Origin of the sequence: Flavobacterium sp. W22_SRS_FP1, from assembly GCF_052113685.1 — a bacterium.
Lineage (GTDB): Bacteria > Bacteroidota > Bacteroidia > Flavobacteriales > Flavobacteriaceae > Flavobacterium.
In genome coordinates, this window is sequence record NZ_JBGQOE010000001.1 from 220,418 (window position 1) to 238,796 (window position 18,379).

Annotated in this window: 16 protein-coding genes; 5 read left to right on the forward strand and 11 right to left on the reverse strand. The window is 35.3% G+C overall.

Features of this window, described 5'->3' with window-relative positions:
* Positions 1-174 precede the first annotated feature (174 nt).
* The 4 genes from ACEN2H_RS00865 to ACEN2H_RS00880 form a co-directional block, all read right to left on the reverse strand.
* Positions 175-666, reverse strand: coding sequence for a hypothetical protein (locus ACEN2H_RS00865; RefSeq protein WP_441729590.1), 492 nt, complete (start codon positions 664-666; stop codon positions 175-177).
* Between the two features lie 408 nt (positions 667-1,074).
* The gene (locus tag ACEN2H_RS00870) at positions 1,075-2,535 is read right to left on the reverse strand and encodes an FAD-dependent monooxygenase (RefSeq protein ID WP_441729591.1); all 1,461 of its coding nucleotides are present in this window, start codon (positions 2,533-2,535) and stop codon (positions 1,075-1,077) included.
* Positions 2,536-2,796: 261 nt separating this feature from the next.
* Positions 2,797-3,225: a PH domain-containing protein gene (locus tag ACEN2H_RS00875; RefSeq protein WP_441729592.1), complete on the reverse strand. Its 429-nt coding sequence runs from the start codon at positions 3,223-3,225 to the stop codon at positions 2,797-2,799.
* A 144-nt stretch (positions 3,226-3,369) separates the two neighbouring features.
* Entirely contained in the window at positions 3,370-3,828 is a 459-nt protein-coding gene (locus ACEN2H_RS00880) for a hypothetical protein (RefSeq protein ID WP_441729593.1), read from the reverse strand.
* A 1,150-nt stretch (positions 3,829-4,978) separates the two neighbouring features.
* On the opposite strand from ACEN2H_RS00880, the gene ACEN2H_RS00885 reads away from it, so the two are divergent.
* Genes ACEN2H_RS00885 through ACEN2H_RS00895 form a run of 3 tightly spaced genes read left to right on the forward strand, consistent with a single transcriptional unit; the run spans position 4,979 to position 7,994 of the window.
* Complete coding sequence (locus tag ACEN2H_RS00885) at positions 4,979-6,223, forward strand: quaternary amine ABC transporter ATP-binding protein (protein ID WP_441729594.1); 1,245 nt, start codon at positions 4,979-4,981, stop codon at positions 6,221-6,223.
* Between the two features lies 1 nt (position 6,224).
* A complete protein-coding gene (locus tag ACEN2H_RS00890) occupies positions 6,225-7,088 on the forward strand; it encodes an ABC transporter permease (protein WP_441729595.1) in 864 nt (287 codons plus the stop codon).
* A 33-nt stretch (positions 7,089-7,121) separates the two neighbouring features.
* Complete coding sequence (locus tag ACEN2H_RS00895) at positions 7,122-7,994, forward strand: glycine betaine ABC transporter substrate-binding protein (RefSeq protein WP_441729597.1); 873 nt, start codon at positions 7,122-7,124, stop codon at positions 7,992-7,994.
* 148 nt (positions 7,995-8,142) lie between these two features.
* On the opposite strand, the gene ACEN2H_RS00900 is transcribed toward ACEN2H_RS00895, so the two are convergent.
* Positions 8,143-8,751 (reverse strand): SOUL family heme-binding protein, encoded by a 609-nt coding sequence (locus ACEN2H_RS00900; RefSeq protein WP_441729598.1) that lies wholly within the window; start codon positions 8,749-8,751, stop codon positions 8,143-8,145.
* Positions 8,752-8,772: 21 nt separating this feature from the next.
* Positions 8,773-9,672, reverse strand: coding sequence for a sterol desaturase family protein (locus ACEN2H_RS00905; RefSeq protein WP_441729599.1), 900 nt, complete (start codon positions 9,670-9,672; stop codon positions 8,773-8,775).
* 66 nt (positions 9,673-9,738) lie between these two features.
* On the opposite strand from ACEN2H_RS00905, the gene ACEN2H_RS00910 reads away from it, so the two are divergent.
* Together ACEN2H_RS00910 and ACEN2H_RS00915 are read left to right on the forward strand one after the other, a co-directional pair.
* Positions 9,739-9,861, forward strand: a complete 123-nt coding sequence (locus tag ACEN2H_RS00910) for a hypothetical protein (RefSeq protein WP_441729600.1) — start codon at positions 9,739-9,741, stop codon at positions 9,859-9,861.
* A 549-nt stretch (positions 9,862-10,410) separates the two neighbouring features.
* The gene (locus ACEN2H_RS00915; RefSeq protein ID WP_441729601.1) at positions 10,411-11,241 is read left to right on the forward strand and encodes an alpha/beta hydrolase family protein; all 831 of its coding nucleotides are present in this window, start codon (positions 10,411-10,413) and stop codon (positions 11,239-11,241) included.
* A gap of 268 nt (positions 11,242-11,509) precedes the next feature.
* Here the strand turns inward: ACEN2H_RS00915 and ACEN2H_RS00920 are convergent, their stop codons facing one another.
* The 5 genes from ACEN2H_RS00920 to ACEN2H_RS00940 form a co-directional block, all read right to left on the reverse strand.
* The gene (locus ACEN2H_RS00920; RefSeq protein ID WP_441729602.1) at positions 11,510-12,088 is read right to left on the reverse strand and encodes a sugar O-acetyltransferase; all 579 of its coding nucleotides are present in this window, start codon (positions 12,086-12,088) and stop codon (positions 11,510-11,512) included.
* Positions 12,078-12,407 carry a carboxymuconolactone decarboxylase family protein gene (locus ACEN2H_RS00925; RefSeq protein WP_441729603.1) on the reverse strand — a complete coding sequence of 110 codons (330 nt, stop codon included), beginning with the start codon at positions 12,405-12,407 and terminating at the stop codon, positions 12,078-12,080. Before ACEN2H_RS00925 ends, ACEN2H_RS00920 begins: the two co-directional genes overlap by 11 nt.
* A gap of 790 nt (positions 12,408-13,197) precedes the next feature.
* The gene (locus ACEN2H_RS00930; RefSeq protein WP_441729604.1) at positions 13,198-15,210 is read right to left on the reverse strand and encodes a M13 family metallopeptidase; all 2,013 of its coding nucleotides are present in this window, start codon (positions 15,208-15,210) and stop codon (positions 13,198-13,200) included.
* 592 nt (positions 15,211-15,802) lie between these two features.
* A complete protein-coding gene (locus ACEN2H_RS00935; RefSeq protein WP_441729605.1) occupies positions 15,803-16,948 on the reverse strand; it encodes a serine hydrolase domain-containing protein in 1,146 nt (381 codons plus the stop codon).
* Positions 16,949-17,378: 430 nt separating this feature from the next.
* Complete coding sequence (locus ACEN2H_RS00940; protein WP_441729606.1) at positions 17,379-18,269, reverse strand: DUF2268 domain-containing putative Zn-dependent protease; 891 nt, start codon at positions 18,267-18,269, stop codon at positions 17,379-17,381.
* Between the last annotated feature and the right edge of the window lie 110 nt (positions 18,270-18,379).

The following is an 18,379-nucleotide window of genomic DNA, read 5'->3' on the forward strand; positions in this document are numbered from 1 at the left end:
GCTTAGTATCAATTAAAAAAAATCCGTTTGTTAGACTGAGCCCAAAATTTTGGACAAATTTCTAATTAATTTTGATAATAATGAGCTCGATATTGTATCGGGCTCATTTTGTTTAAAACTTTTAAAATGTAAAGAGTTAGTATAAACTAATTCATAAATTGAATCAAATCAATACTATTGCCGAAGTCCTGTTATTAATTCTTTAAATTCTTTGAACTTAAATTCATCACCATTAATGGTATAAGATTCTGAATTTTTAAAAAGAGTAGTAACAGCTCCAATTGCCGCTCCAGCGGTTCCACCTACAATAGCACCTGCGGCTGCTCCCTCTCCCGCTGTATAGCCTAATATGAATGCATCTGGGTCAGCTGTAGCTACCCCAATAAGCGCAAAGAAAGATCCACCAATCAGCGCTCCTTTAAGAATATTATTCCCTGCAGAATGTTTAGTTTTAATTAAGCCTATACTTTTACATTCAATTTTAATTGGTCCTTTTTTCGCTTTTAGTTGAATTGATGTATCAGAAATTAAAAGTATTTGTCCTTTGCTAATTTTTTTATTCTGCAAATCATATACTCGAACAAAGACATTGGATATTTTAGTTCCTTCTTGAGCATTAATAGTAATACTTAATAAAAATGCAATTGCAAAAAATAATGTTTTCATACTACTTTACTTTGAGTTATTACTATGCACAATAGTATATTATATAGACTGTTGTGGTTTTGAGCACAAGAAATTTCTACTGGAAAATTAGATATACATAAAGCAATGAGCTTTGATTCAAATTAAAGTTAGCGATTATTTCTATACTTTCTTGTACGCTGGCTTTTATTATTTTGAAAGTTGTTTGATTTTTTACACCTTCAATTTCTCTATCAGTAATAGTGAAGTTATTATCTAATTCATTAGTAATCAAAAGGTCTAGCTACATAAGTAAAAAAATCCCAGAAAATAGCTGTTGATTATGTTTTAGACTTCTTGTTTACAAACGTATAGCATGCTACTTTTTCAAAATCAGAACTGCTTGTCTATTAAGTATGACTAAGTATTAAGCTGGGCTTAAGCGCTTTGTTAGGAGTCAATTTTCTTTATGGCGCTCCCTCTAGGTTGATCAGCTTCATGTAGCACAAGCTCAGAATGTAGAAACTCTGCCGCGGCTGCAGAAGCTTTTACTTTGAAAGCACTGCGTTCTAACATTTCAGCTTCAAAGTCAATTAAGACACTTTTCCGCAGTCCAGTTTCTCTCCATTGAGATAAGGGTTTACATCCTTTTGATATTCCTCGTGCCAGCGCGAGCGCATCCAGAAGTGCTTGATTTGCCCCTTGCCCTTTAAATGGGCTCATTGGGTGAGCAGCATCTCCGATAAGAGTCACTGGGCCTGCTTGCTCTAACAATTCTGACGAGAGTAATTCTCGGTCGTACACGGGATAGCCAGAAATTTGAGCTTCTTGGGTCTCCGCTAGAATCTGAGGTATGGGATCGTGCCAGTTGGTTCTGCGGCAGGCCTCTTCTTTGAGAGCTTGAGGTCCTTTTGCACTTAGCGCCTTGGCCTCGTTTTCTGGCATTGGGAAACTAAGTTGCCACATCACCGATTCTGAATCATAGGGCATTATGTAGATTCGTTCATTGCCGTTAGCTGTTTGAAACACTGTTGCCGCGTCCAGCAAAGGACTATTAAGTCCTTCAAGAGATGACAATGGGCAAATACCTAATATCACAATACAGCCTAGGTAATGTAATGGGCTTGTATCCTCGCCAACAAGCAAATTCCGCACCGAACTACGAATACCATCGGCTCCAATCACAAGGTCGGCTGTGGTGTGCTTGATCTCCCCGTCGACTAAAAAGCTAATACCAACTGCTTGATCCTCATATCGTTTTAAATTTACTAACTGATGTCCCCACTTTACCGCATCATATCCGCCTAGTTGCTCAAGCAAAGCCAAGCGCAAAGATTGACGTGCAATATGCACATTTGTACGTTTTGGAGTCGTTTTCGCACCTGACTGCATCCACTTTCTGATTCCCCATTCCCCAATCACTTTTCCTTTTGTAGTATGAACAACATGTCTTGTTGAAACTACTCCTTGTTCTAATGAAAAAACGCCCAAGCCCTCAATAGCTTTACTAGCTTGTTGCAAAGTGAGTCCATAGCCCTGAGATCTAACATTGAAGTCCTTGTCCCGCTCATAAAGGTTAAAAGGGATTCCACGGTGTAAACAAGCGACAGCTAGGGCTATTCCTCCGATACCACCACCAATAATAGCAACCTGTGGATAGTTTTCTTTATCCACTGTAGGAGGACTAGTAGCAGGAATCAACCCAGATCCAGAACAGTTCGAGCAGGAGTATAGGGGGGCTTTAGGACAAACTGGAGCTGTTGCCCCCTCGCCTTTCATTTTTTCAAATTGATCCAATGCTACCTTATAGCGGAGTCTTACTTTTTTGGGTAGCCCTCGACTTGTTTTGCCACGTCCTTTACATTCTTGACAAATACTCCAGCTTGATTCTTCATTTTTTTGCTTTTTCACCTGCTCTTTATTTAACTAGATCTTGACTCCATTCTAAAGTAAAAAAGGGAGCTGTTATAAGTAATTCTTGTTTCAATTGGACAAAAATGATTATGACTTCTATATGGTTTAATAGGAGAAATTCATGTTTTTCAGTACGATTTCGAACTTTTTCGATAGCGAAAATTTTAGAATTTTATGATTTGTTATTTACTAAATTTCAAAGCAAAAAATCAGCTTTAAACCCCTCTTTTACATCGAGTGTGTTGTGCAGCGTTTTTTTTACTCAGTTATATTGTTTTTTATTTTTGGGTTTATTTGAGTCAAATCTTTTGCAAAATCAAACTTGTTTTTAGGTGAAATTATAATTTCATCAAACTTTCCATATTTTATTTCAATCCGGTCAAATGAAGGAGCTGGTGATGAAATAATATTTTTTGTTTTTGATATTTCCTTAATTTCGTTTATTTCGATAGTAGTATAATAAAATAGACCACATTTTATTTTTAGTTTTGTATTGTCAATTGTGTATTCTGTTTTAAAAAAAAGCTGTAAAATAAAAATAAACACCAATAAAAGAAATCCAATCACTCCTATCATATCTATTTGAAGTGGACCCTTTATTAAACGAGGAATTAATGGTCCAAAAAACACCAAGAATATAAAAATCAATAATCCGTAAGATACTTTCGATGGATATTTTTTTGTCAAATTACTTTTAATTTATTGCGATTTTTTTGAATAAGTATTTTTGGTTGGACGAAAATACAACTAAAAACCGCAATTCCATTAAATTTGAAAAGTGACAGAGATCTTTTTTCTATGCATTTTGCTCTTTTATTTGGAATCTCTAAATCAAAAAAGGTATAACCCACCACCGATTGACAAAAAATCATATGTGGGTGATCCTATCTTTAAATGTTCATAGCCCACTGCAAGAAAATAGTTCTTTTTATGGTATCTGCATTTCAATTCAAACTCATTGACAGGAACATTATTTATTGAGCTCCATTTAATTGAGCTATAGAGGCTGTAAGGCTTGGAAAGAAAAACATCAGTATTTAAACCATAACTAAATCCGGCTTTTTTAATGTCATTTGCAATATAATTTAAGCCTAGGCTCCAGCCCAAATTAAATCGATCAAATCTTATTCTGTCGTAACAAATATTGATGTTTAATAAAGACAAATTACTGTAATTCTTTTCAGTTTTATTGTATTCTATGATTGTGTATAAATCTGTTTGTATGTAAAAATACTGATAGGGACGAATCTTTGCTTTTAAATGATTTCCATATAAATTGTTGTGACTCAAAAGAAATTGATTTTCTAAGTCAAGCCTTAAATAATTAACTGTAGGAGAAACTGAGTTTGAATTCTGGAAATTACCAGATAGATTGCTGTAATAAGGATAGTCTGTTAAATTGTTATGTAGATGGTTTTCTATCTCATAATTCCAATTATAGAATAATAAGTAAGATACATAAATCCTTGAAGCAAAATGTTTCTAGATTCATTATCGAATGAAATAGGACTTGAAGAATTTGAATCCCGTTCATTATCTTTATTATCGTTATCGGTTCTTGACCGACTAGTGAGATCCTTTTTGGATCGTTCAATTTTGCTTTGAGCAAAACAATTGACTGAGTTTGCGAGAAAGAAGAATAAAATGATTTTGATGACTGTTTTCATATTTGTAAAACTGTAAATGGTTCGTTTTTTGCTATGATTAGTATTTTTAAAATGGTTTATAAGCTTAGCTAAGTAGTTAGCAGTTTATGAAAACGAGTATCTTCGGCAGTACGAATATATAAATAAAATGGATAATCCACTAAAATTGCTATTGAGACCGAGGCTGCTTTTAGTCAAATGACGTCGTATAGTGGCTAAATGTGAGGTTTTTCATCGCAGTCTTTTTATACTTTTAAAGAAAGAGTCGAGCGACAGCGAACTGCTCAGCAATCTTATCAAAATTCTCGTTTAGAGTAAGCCGTTTTAAAATTGCTATGCTCTATTCTCAATAGGAAGTTGGTTTTCAGTGTTGGCGAATATTAGCCTGGATTAATCAAATATTTACTGTGCTTAAATCTTGATTATTCAGCTATTTCGGGGGTCGACAACGATTAGTAATCCTCGATTTATGCGTTAAGATTTGTTTAAGGTGCCTTTTATTTGTACTTTTGCCCCCCATCAAAAGTAAAATTCACAAACAAAATAACGAAAAATTTTTAAGGCCTATAATTTGGTTTTCACAAATCAGATAATAGCTATATTTTTTTTATTGGTGTTAAATGGATATTAATTAGTGTAGGAAATATTGAGACCTACTAGAATGTGGCGCAAGGACAAGACTAACTCTGGTTCAGATCTGTTTGAGGAAATACATTCTCTAATAGTCTTGCTTATGCTAAGAGGTAAGTGCGCTTCAATATTGATAATTACTTTTAATTAGGAAAAAGAGATATATGGAAGATAAAAGAAAAATAAAAATCAAGGTTGAGGATTTAACATTGATTTTCGGAAAACGTAAACAAGAGGCTCTTGCGCTGCTTCAGAAAGGGGTTTCAAAAGAAGAAATTCTGAAGAAGACAAAATGTACTGTTGGAGTCAACAATGTTAGCTTTGAAATTAAAGAAGGAGAGATTTTTGTTATAATGGGCTTGTCCGGTAGTGGGAAATCTACTTTAATCCGTTGCTTGAACAGACTTAACGAACCTACCTCAGGTAAAGTGTTTTTTGATGATCATGATATCACCCGTGAGACAAATAAAGAGCTACTGGAAACCAGACGTACAGAAATGAGTATGGTGTTTCAAAAGTTTGGTCTTCTTCCGCACAGAACTATTCTTGAGAATGCTGCTTTTGGACTAGAGATTAGGGGAGAAGAAAAAGAGGAACGGGAAGAAAAAGCGCTAAAGGCACTTGAAACAGTGGGTTTAAAAGGGTATGAATATCAATATCCAGCTGCGATGTCAGGAGGTATGCAACAACGAGTAGGTTTAGCACGAGCTCTAGCAAACGATCCAGGAGTTTTACTTATGGATGAAGCGTTTTCTGCACTTGATCCACTCATTAAATCAGATATGCAGGATGAGTTATTGGCCATACAAAACAAGTTGCAAAAAACAATCGTATTTATCACTCACGATTTAGACGAAGCCATGAAAATTGGTGACCGCATCGCTATTATGAAAGATGGTGTTGTTGAACAAATTGGAACTGCAGAAGATATTCTGACAGGACCCGCAACTCCATATGTTGAAGCGTTTGTTAATAAAGTAGATCGAAAAAGTATTATTACTGCCGAATCGCTTATGTTTAAAAAGATGACGTTAGTTCAAATCGCTAAAGATGGACCCAAAGGATCTATCCGTAAAATGCGTGAAATAGGAGTTGATATTCTTCCCGTGGAGGATGAAAAGAAAAGATTTCTTGGTTATGTCTGGTTGCAAGACCTCTTAGAACTGGAAAACGAAAAAGAAATGTCTATCGAGAAAGCACTTAATACAAACGTGCCTAGTGTATATAAAAGCTATTCCGTAGAAGATATGTTACCCCTGATTGCAGGTACTAAATATCCTTTGGCAGTTATAGAGGAAGAAACCGGGAAATTACTTGGTCTAATATCTCAAACTTCGTTGGTTATTGAAGCTACGCGATTTGAAGAAAAAGAAATAAGTGAACTAAAAGAACGTGCAAACGAAATGTAATATGGAAAAGTTAATTGATCTTGGTAAATATATAGAAATTGGTATTAATAAGCTGGAAAATAATTTTTCCGGACTGTGGGAAGCCATTGATGGCGTTATTTCGTGGACCGTTGACAGTATGAACGATGTGTTACTTAGTGTTCCTTTCTACATCATTATCGCAGTGGTAGCCGTAGGGGCTTACTATGCCAATGCTGGTAAAAGTGCTTTTAAAAAGGAAGGATTTAAAAAAGGAGCAGGATTAGCACTATTTGCCGTTTTTGGATTATTGCTGATTTGGGCGATGGGGTACTGGGATGAATCCATCCAAACAACCACCTTGGTTATTGTTTCAACCTTGATTGCGTTAATTTTTGGTGTTCCGTTGGGAATTGTTTCTGCAAGAAGTACAACAGCTGATGTGATTATTAGACCCATACTTGATTTAATGCAAACCATGCCTGCCTTTGTTTATCTAATTCCAGCTATTTTCTTTTTTAGTGTAGGAAACACTCCAGGAGTTGTGGCTACTGTGATTTTCTCTCTCCCGCCGGCAGTACGCCTGACTAGTCTGGGAATTAGAAATGTTGCAGAGGATGTGATTGAAGCTGGGCGCGCTTTTGGTGCAACCGAAAGACAAATTTTATTTAAAATACAGTTGCCCTTGGCAAAACCAACAATTTTGGCTGGAATTAATCAGGTAATATTATTGGCTTTATCAATGGTGGTTATCGCATCAATGGTTGGTGCTAAAGGACTGGGAAGTATAGTTTATCAGGGAATTCAACAGAACGACATTGCAAAAGGTTTTGAATCTGGATTAGGTATTGTGATATTGGCTATAATTTTAGACAGAACCACACAAGCAATTGCAAAGAAAAAATAATAATAACGAGAATAATAATAAATAAATTTAATTATGTTAAAATTGAGAAAGTTAGGAATCTTACTTGTAGCTGTACTATTAACTGCTTCAGTTAGTTCGTGCAAGGACAGTGATAAGAAAAATGAAGAAGGCGAAAATAAAAAAGAAGTTAGCATCTTTTATCCCAATTGGTCTGAAGGTATTGCGTTCACTTATTTAGCAAAAGTAGCACTTGAAGCAGACGGTTATGAGGTGACACTTACTAACCTAGCACCAGGCTTGATATATGGTGAATTATCAAAAGACGACTCAAAAGGAGATGTGTTTCTTGATGCATGGCTTCCGAATACACACGAAGATTATTGGGCCGACTACGGTGATAAATTACTAGTATTAGGCGAATCGTTCAGTGAGGGTACAACTGGTTTAGTAGTTCCTTCTTATGTAACAATTAACTCGATAGAAGAGTTGAACGCTAATAAAGACAAATTCAATAGTGAAATTATTGGTATTGGTGGTGGTTCTGGTATTCATGCCAACACGCTGAAAGCTATAGACCAATATGGCCTAGAGTTCGAGCAAATCACATCAAGTGGACCAGCAATGGTAGCTAGTCTTGAGAAAGCAATCAGAGATAAAGAGTGGATTGTAGTAACAGGTTGGAAACCACATTTCAAATGGTCTCAAAACGACTTGAAATATTTAAAAGATCCTAAAGGAGTTTACCCAAAAGATGCTTGTACAATTATCTCAAGAAGAGGATTTGAAGCAGATCAACCTGAAGCGGCTACTTTTTTCAAAAACTTTAACCTACAGGAAGAACAATTGGCTGACTTAATGACCGTGATTAAAGACAAGGGCGAAGAAGCTGGAGCAAAAGAATTTTATGAAGCCAATAAAGTTTTGGTTGATTCTTGGATGAAATAATCTAGAAGTTTAAATACTTTAAAGTAATATATAAAAGGAACCACATTAATGAAATGTAGTTCCTTTTTTTACTTCATAATGGCCTGTTAGTGTTATTTTGCAATAACAAATAAGGAGACAGTATCAAAGCTGTAAATTCTGTTCAACATTATTTTGGGATGTTAGGAGTCTTTGTTTCCAGCTCGACAACAATCTCATTTTTACGATTAAAAACTTCAAAAGGAGGGTTATAACCGAAAAAGTAAAATCGGTTTGTGTAAATTATTCCCTCAGCATCTAAAGCTAATTTTAACTTCTGTTTGTACTTTTCTATTTTTTCATCATCAGCCCAACCGCCAAAGCTGATTGCAGCAACAGTTTTTGCAGGTTCTTCTTTAAATTTAATCTGGGATTGATTAGGCTGAGGAAGTGTTTCTTTTTTAAAATTCTTTGGAACCATAAACATCATAGTCATGGAGTCTTCTAAAGACATGGCAACTGGCGAAGTCATTGCTATTTTTTCATTCTTTTCATTTCCACCAAAAATATATCCTGCCAAAATAGAGAAGCCTTTACTGGAAGCATCTTTATATGTATTAGTTGATAGTTTGACAGAAGTAAATAAAGTGGCTTCATAGCTTCGTATTTCAAAGGCATCATACTTTTTACTGACCTCATAGGGGTAGGTTTCGATATTTCTTTGTCCATTTATGGCATAAAGCTGTACAATAATGAAGGCTAATAGGATTACTCCGAGTATGATTGATAGTATTTTCATTTCCTAAATTTAAGTATAAAGCTATTTCTGTTTAGCTTTAATTGTATTGAATTCATTCTTAACAGCTTCTAATTTAGATGGGCTAGTAAACATCATTGCATATGCTTCTTTTAGTGACCTACTTTTAATTACATCAAGTAACATGTCTTTCCATTCGTGAAAGTTTAAAGTAACGGGGTTATAGGTGTTAAGTGGTGTCGTGATACCATAGACGGCTTGCTCTTCTTCTGCTTCAAAAGTACCAAATATTCTGTCCCAAATAATAAGTGTTGATCCAAAGTTCTTATCTATGTATTGATGATTTGTTGAATGATGAACTCTGTGATGAGATGGTGTGACAAAAATGTATTCAATTGGAGCCGGTAATTTTCTAATATATTCGGTATGAATCCAGAACTGATAGAGTACTTCGATTTGATGACATATAAAAAATAGTACAGGGTCAAATCCCATTAAAATTATAGGAATAAAGAAGATGAATTTAATGTGTTGCGTCCAGCCCAACCGAAAGGCCACGGATAAGTTGTATTTTTCTGAATTGTGGTGTGTAACATGAGTTGCCCACCAAAAACGATTAACATGAGTTAATCGATGCGACCAGTATCTGAAAAAATCTATAGTAATAATGCAAAGAATATAGGCCCACCATTCACGCGGGATGCTCCAAGGAATGACATTATAAAAAAACAGCATAGTTGCAAAAATCCCTATTTTTAATAAGGCGGAGATACCCACATTTACAACACCTATAAATGTGGCTGATATAGTGTCTAAGCTGTTATAATAATCTTTTTTTTGTACAATTGTGAGAATCCACTCCAGTATTACAAGTAAAATCATTGGAATTGCTGCATATTGGATGATATCTAATCCTATTAGTTGATCTAACAGCATGTCCATAGTTAAGGGATTTTCTTTCATTTAGTAAAATTATAATGGAGTTATTAGGGTTATTGTAAAGCTTCCAAACTTTTTTAACGTTTCAAAATGAGAAACTTATGGGGACCATCGGATTTAATGCCTTATATAATGGACATTACGGTCACTTGGCGTTTATTGTACAAATTTTTTGCCAAAGCAATAAAAACCTTGTCTAATTTAATAGATTGATTTTTTCGAAGATAGTTTTTTAAAGTTTAATGCTACGGTAATGTTTCGTTAAATTAATATCAACGTTTTGAAGCCCCAAGACATTTGAGGATTGTGAAGAGGTATATTTGCGGTTTCACTAAAGTTTGAATGAAAACGATAATTACGCTAAAACCGCAATCTGCTCAAACAGTTTTTATCGGTTTAATTACTTTTAGTCGAATAATGTAGGGCTCTGAGTATACGGAGGGATTGCACCACAGTCTTGTCATCCTGAATAATGAAGATAAGAGGGATAGAGAATTTTGCGAGGTAATATAATTAAGAGTTTTTTTTAATTAGCCCTATCATAGATAATCTACTCTGGTTTCAAAAGTAAGTAGGCCCTAGTTGCAAACGAGAACCAGAATTGTCGATATACAAGCACCAGAGTGGTGAATTGGTTTTCTTGATTCTGAATATAAAATCATTGAAGATGATTGAACTATCTTTGTGTCTTTACATCAGAGACTTATGGACTACAATATATTTTTGTATAGCGATACTCTGATCTTACAAAAAGATTGACTTATGAAACAACAAGGGACATACACTGGCGCCGATGGTAAATCAGCTGGCTTCGATATTCAATATACAGTAAACCAAAAGCGACCTCTAATTTTGTTTTGCCATGGATTCAATGGATTCAAGGATTGGGGTGCATTCAACTTGATGGCGAATTACTTTGTGCAAAGTGGGTTTCAATTTGTAAAATTAAATTTTTCTCACAACGGAACGTCTCCTATGCATCCTTCGGAATTTGTAGATTTAGAGGCATTTGGTGCTAATAACTTTGAAAAAGAGCTCGAAGATATCGAGGCTTTGTTAGTCCAGCTAAAAACCGAAAGTTTTGCAGATTGCGTAGATTTTAAGAAACTATTTTTAATAGGGCATTCTAAGGGCGGAGCAACTGCTCTCGCGTACAGCTTGTCACATCCGGAAATTGTTTCTTGTGCCAGCTTAGCAGCAGTTCTGGACCCAGTAACTCGCTATGGAAAATTGAACGATAAACTATGGAAAGAAAACGGGGTTAAATTTGTCCTGAACGGAAGAACAAATCAAAAAATGCCACTGTATTATCAATTAGCCGAAAACACGCAGAAAATAAAAGATAAATTAGATTTCCGAAATTTACTAAAAGCCGATAAACGAAAATTTTTATTTGTCCATGGTGGAAAAGACGAAGCGGTTCCTGTAGCAGAAATAAATTTGGTGAAAAACCTGCCCAATTGTACTGTCTCTATTATTGAAGATACCAATCATGTTTTTGGTGCATCGCATCCTTTTGCAAGTACTGATTTACCTAATGATTTGCAACAAGCCTTGAGTCAAATCGTAAAATTCTTTCAGTCACTGGGATGACTCATTACTAGATACTTACCCGCAAATAGCTCGTCCTAAATGATGTGGCAGCGCCGGACTGCTGCAGTGATTAGTTAAAATATATTTTCATGAGCTCTTTTTTGAACTTATACTTTGTAGATTTCCTTTGTCGGTGCTTTCTACGCGCACGGATTACAAATCCTCGCTAACATTGTCTAAAAAAACTAATCCGCCCGATCGGACTATTTTAATTTGACATATAAGTAAAACCTAAGGTGAATACTAAAAAAAAAAGACATTCCATAATTCAAATTTCCTTGATAATCTTGGCCGGAATTCCTGCTACAATTGTATTAGCTGGAACGTTCTTAGTTACTACTGAACCTGCCGCAACAACAGAATTTTCGCCAATAGTTACGCCTGGAAGTATTGTTGCATTTGCTCCAATCCACGCATTTCGCTTGATATTTATTGATTTAAGGTCAAGCATTTTACGTTCTTTCGGATTTAGAGGGTGACTTTCTGTGATAATGCTGACTTTAGGACCAATGAGTACATCGTCTTCGATAAAAATTCCACCAAGGTCTAAAAACGTACAGGCATGATTGATAAACACATTTTTACCAATCTGAATATGCCTTCCAAAGTTGGTATGAAATGGTGTAAAGATTGTTGTACTTTTGTCAATCTGCTGTCCAATTATTTCACTCAATCGTTCTCTAATTTGATCAACATTAATTGACGTATTGAGTGCAACTGATAAATTAATTGTTTTAGAAACTTCTTCAAATATTTTTGGATATTCTGGGTCAGTAAAAGGAATTAATCCTCCGCTAAGCATTCTCTCAAAAATGTCAATCTTGTTTTGATTCATATTATTTTTCATTTTCAAACGCCTCTTTTGCTATCATTATTGCAGTCATGGCTTTTGGCCAGCCTGTGTAGAAGGCTAGGTGAGTAATGACTTCTTTAAGTTCTTCCTCGGTCAATCCGTGTTCTTTTGCAAAATTTAAATGAAACTTAAGTTGTCCAGAATGTTCGCCCGCAACCAAAGCTGCAACAGTAATTAGACTTCTTTCCCGACGTGAAAGCTCTTTTCCTTCCCATAAGTCACCAAAAAGCACATTGTCAGTATAACCTAAAAGTTTTGGTGCAAAGTCACCTAACATTTTTTGTGCAGCTGATATTTTTTCTTCATTATCCATTTTATTTATGTTTTTAATTGTTAATCAAAATGTTGTTCGTATTGTTTGCTGTGTTTCATAATATTGTCACCAATGTTCTTGTGCTTCTAGACGTTTGCAAGTTATGAAAAGGATTGTTTTCTGATTTACGAAAATACTATAAAAAATGCTAATGACACTAAATTTAGAAATTGCTGGAGACCTGTGTTGCCTTTAGTTTTACTACTTAGTTGTAATTCAAGGAAAAATAAATTTTACATTTATTTTTCCTTGAATTACTTATTTAAAAACATTTTAATTTTTAGAGGATAGTACTTCCGATCCAATTCATAATTAGAACAACTGTTATTCCAAAACTACACAAAGCAAGAATACGCCAATAAGTAAACCTTCCATTCCCAAACCTCCAAATTCTCTCGCCCGTTTCTTTTCTGTTTGATTTTAAAGTATATTTCGCAAGTATATATGTTGAAACAATAAAAATTAGAATTGCAATTAACCAAAGTTTCAGCACAATTTATATTTTCAAAAGGATGTTAAATATACACTTTTTCCCTAAAACTATTGCCGACGATTTTTCTATAAGTAGTGGCGTTAAAACAGCATTACTTTTAGGATAAGTTCAATATAATTACTCTCTGAAATATCTTAAATTTTGACTTCGGGTTTTTTTGTCGCTTATTACGTAAACTCCTTTCATTTGAAAATTTCAATAATATCACATATTAATATTGGGCAAGGTCAGAGATATTTGCGCAGTAGCTATACTTTGCGGAGCTGGTTTTATAGATTGCTCTATGATATCACAGTACTACCAAACTGTAATTCTATCCTTTTCTGGCAAAAACATTTTATCTCCAGCTTGTACATCAAATGCTTTGTAAAAAGGGCTAGTATTCATTAATGGACCATTAACACGTAAAGCCGGCGGAGAATGTGGGTTGTTGTTAATCCACAAACGCAGGAACTCGTCTTTCATTTTCACTCGCCATATTTTTGCAACAGACAAAAAGAAGCGTTGATCTGGAGTAAAACCGCCAATTTTTGTAGTGTCCTGTCCTGCTTTGGTCATTTTAAAAGCATCGTAGGCGACAGCTATTCCAGCTATATCTGCCGTATTTTCACCAACGGTCATAGCTCCGTTGACATGTAAACTATCCAAAACGGTATAGGTACTGTACATATCGATAACCTGTTGTATTCTGGATTTAAACTGTTTATAATCATCCTTTGTCCACCAGTTTTTTAAGTTACCATCTTTATCGTATTGTGCACCTTGGTCATCAAAAGTATGGGTTATTTCATGGCCTATAACCATTCCAATACCACCATAGTTAAGCGCGTCATCAGCATTATTATCGAAATAAGGCGCTTGTAAAATACCAGCGGGAAAGACGATCTCATTTGCGGTAGGATTGTTATACGCTGTAACTGTTGGAGGTGTTGTATACCATTCGGTTTTATCAACAGCCTTACCCAATTTAGCCAACTGACGTTGATATGCAGCTGCAGAAGCCGATACGACGTTCTCAAAATACGAGTCTCTAACTATTTGCACATTGCTGTAATCTTTCCACTTATCGGGATATCCTATTTTCTTGGTGATGGCAAACAGTTTCTCTTTCGCTTTCTCTTTTGTAGCGGTACTCATCCATTCCAACTTGTCAATTCTCTCAGCATACGCTTTTTGAACATTATTAACCAGGACCAACATCCGTTTCTTGGCATCTTCCGAAAAATATTTCTTGACATACAATTGTCCTAAGGCTTCGCCCAGATAATTATCAATAGCACTAGTTATTTTTTCGCCCCGCGATTTTTGCACAGCTTGCCCAGATAATACCTTGGTATACTCAAATGCAGCATCAACAAAAGGTTTACTTAAATCATCTGCATATCTTTCTATAGAATTTGCTTTCAAGTACACTTTCCAGTTATTTATGGGAATAGTCTTTAGGAGTTTATTAAGGGCATCATAATAAGCGGGTTGGGCTATGTCGATTGAATCAGTTTTGGCACCTAAATTAGCTAATAAATCGCCCCAGCCTATGTTAACATGTGTTTTTACAAGATCTGTCACAGCCATCTTATTATAATTTGCCTGCACATCCCGCAGCTCAACTTTTGTTTTATGCGAAACAGCGAGTTGTTTGTCAATGTCGTACACCAGATTAGCATTCTTTTTGGACTCCTCGGTATTGCTTCCAGTCTGTTGAAATAATGAAGTAAGGTATTTCTTGTACGATTCTTGTATGGCAACAGTCGATAAATCAGATTTGAAATAATAGTCCCTGTCAGGTAAACCGATACCCGTTTGGTAGGCGTGGGCAATGTTCATACTGCTATTTTTATCATCGGATGACACTCCAAAAGCTAAAATTGAAGAATTGTCCACTTTTGCTTGATCAGCCACAAAATGCATTAAGGAAGGTATATCAGTTATAGCTTCAATTTTGGCAAGTAAAGGTTTAATAGGCGCATAACCACGTTTGTCAATAGTTACTGTATCCATACCAGACGCATAAAAGTCCCCTACTTTTTGTGCTGTACTTCCCGTAGGATTCTTGCTTTGTGAAATACTGTCCAATATTCCTTGAAGGCGCATACGTTGTGGATAATTCATAAACATATAGGCGCCAACTCCAGCTTGTGAGGCGGAAATCGCTACAGAATCGTAACATTTACCATTTACATATCTAAAAAAATCATCACCGGGCCGCATTGTAAAATCTATTCCTGTGATAGCGTCATTTTTATTTTCTACCTGTTTTGAGCAGGCGGTAAAAGTTAATAATGCAATTAAAAGCTTGAATGAATTTTTCATAATCTTGATGATTTCTATTAAAAATGAATTAACGAACGTTTGAATGTGGGTCTTTTAATATCGTATGCTTGGCAAAGTTAATTTTGAGGTAACAATTTTTAAATTCCGTTTTAAATTCCGTTATTTTATGTTAGTGCTACAACCTATACAACTCTGAAATAAATCAGTTACAGATCATTTGATAAATGTATGGTAATTCTGGTCGCTGAATAGATTTTCTACTAATTTGTAATCAAATATAATAAAAACACCAGAATATAAGCAGGAATTCGCTGCAATCATAAAATAATCTGCGGAACACGAAATCCCGATAGCCTAACCTTGTCTAAAAAAACATATCTGCGAGATCGGGCTATCCAATCTATTTCTAGGTCTACATTCTGATCAAAAAAGAGGTATAGCTCTTAGTTCTTTTTACCCAATCTTCGATCGTCTTTCGGTTTTCTACTGCGTCAAATTGGCCTGCAGCGCCTCTCGAGATTTTTCCCATGTTGAAGTACTGAGTAAAGATTTACTTTTTAACTAAATACTAAATTCTCAAATCCAGCAATACTGCCGCCGTACGTTCGTGCTTACTCAATCACTTTTGCTTTTATTTCTTGGACATTGAGCGTTCGACCAAATTCATGAACTCGCCCATTTTACTGTCGTCCATCCATCTTGTAACTACGACTAAGTCATTCACATTATCAATTACAATATAATTCCCTCCAAAACCTGCCGCAAAGTAAAGATCAGACGAAACGTCTTTCCATCTTCCACTAGTATTTATCCACCACATATAACCGTAATCTTTATTAGAATTTGAAGGTTTATGGGCAGAGGCAACCCATTTTTCTGATAATAATTGTTGGTTTTTCCACTTGCCCTTTCTTAAGTATAATAAACCAAATCTAGCTTGGTCTATTGCACTTACAAAAACACCGCCTCCAGAATGGCCTCCGCCACTTACGGACTGCATCATTAATCCATCAATATTGACAAAGGAGTTTTCGTACCCGTACCAACGCCAAGTGGTAGAAGCACCTATTGGGTCCATAATTTTTTCTTTAAGTACTACAGCTAACGGTTTTCTCCAAACTTGTAGTAAAGAATAGGCGAGCAGGTTAACGCGTACATCATTGTATTCAAAGACAGTTCCTGGTTCATTGAGCTTCCTGTTTTTCCAATCTTCAATAGTTCCTTCTTTAGGTGGGCGATCTGCCCAATCATGTAATCCGAATAGCGTTCCGCTCCAGTCAGAAGATTGGTTTAGCAAATCCTCCCATTTAATTTTTGAATTATGAGGTTCTTCAAAAGTTCCCTCCCAAACATAATTTTTCACACTATCGGTTACACTTTTTACAAGACCGTTGTCTATTGCCAATCCTGCTGTTGTAGAAAGAAAACTTTTTGTTACACTAAAAGTCATATCAACACGATTAATATCGCCCCATTGCGCTACGATGTATCCGTTTTTTAGAATTAGTCCTGCTGGACCGCCACGTTCTTTCATAGGTCCGATAATTTTATAGTCTGGCTCTCTCGCGTAGGATTTTAGATTGGCAATCCGTAAATCTCTCTCAACTTTATTTTCGTTTTTTAAAGCAAAATTCACAGCACTGTCTAATAAAGTTTTACTTAGCTGCATTTCAGCGGGTGTTTTTACCAGCCATGTTGCGTCAGGAAAGTATTGGCTTTGTGCAGTTGCAACAACAAAGCAAAAGCTAAAAAGAAATGTGAGAGTGTTATTTTTCATATTTATTTTTTATTTCTAATTTATCAGATTATCAAGTCGGATGGTAAATGCCGGTTTTATATTATGATTTTCGGCAGCTAGTAATTGGATGTTTTTCCGACATAGGATAAATGTAAAAAAAAAAATATTAGTAACGCATTCTAATGATTCTAACAATTTTCTTACTGTTATTCCCCCAGCTGCGCAAAGTCTCCTGACTTTGAGCTAATTTAAAATAATTGTAGACGCTATAAGCGCCTACGGTTTCCTAACTTTTTCACCGCCTCACTGTTAATTGTATTACACAAAACCATTTGAATCTAAGACATAAATAATAGGCAGCATATAGATAAAATTCTTATCTAATTATCCGCATTACAAACGTTAGTTTTTTTTTAATTGAGGAAGGTACTTTGATTTAATCTAGCACCAGCGGCTCTAATTGCTGGCTTTATTTTATATATTGTTCTAAAATTCCGCTGTCTTTTAAAAATCTGTCATAATCTTCAATATTTAAAATATGATTTACAGCTAATTTCTTATCTTTTGCTTTGTTAAAATAGGCCTTCACAATTTCGTAGCCTATCCAATATCCCAGATCATTGGGTCTATCATCTTTTCCACTAGTTTCATAAAGCCAATCCTGCATATTGTTTCCATTCATTTTTGCCACAAACTCATTGCATAACTCTTCCTTGTGCTCATTTCCGTAGTTGTTTGCTTCCTTATTTCCCTTTTGTCCTGTGACTAGTTCTGCGATAAAGTCTGCCGCTCCTTCAATGATAGATAGTTGCAGTAAGTTTCTTTCTCCATCTTCGGTGCGTTTTTGTTGGAAATGTATGGATTCGTGAATTACCAATCCAGGAAGTTGGTCTAGACTTGTAAGTTTTTCGGATCCAATTAGTAATCCGTCTTGAGATCTTGTTCCTGCACTATTAAATCTCCCTACAACAAAATAAACTGGTGGATAAACAGCAGCTGGATACCAATATTCCAATGCATAAAAGTATGGTTTAACCTTTTTTTCCTCTTCTCTGATTTTTACCGCAATACCTCTGATTTTTTCATAATCTTGTCTTCGTCTATTTACCATATATAGTAAAGAGTCTGCACTAATTATTCTATAAGGAATAAAATGTTGAAGTCCAATTGTTCCGTTTTTGATGTAAGTTTCGAAAGGGTTTGCATCTAAGTTTTCTACCGTATCAAATGCTTTCCAAAAATTTTGAATATCTGAAGTTTCAAATACAACTTCCTGAGGGTCTTTTGGGAAATTTATCTCTTGTCCAACTACTTTTGAAAAGCATAATACTATGACTATTAATATTACTGTTTTATACATTGCGATTGTGTTTTCAGGTAACTTTATGCCACTTTGAGATGGCTGGAAATTCGTACCCCCTCAATTTTCGGCTTAACGAAAACTTGATGCGAAACGATTATTCCACTAAA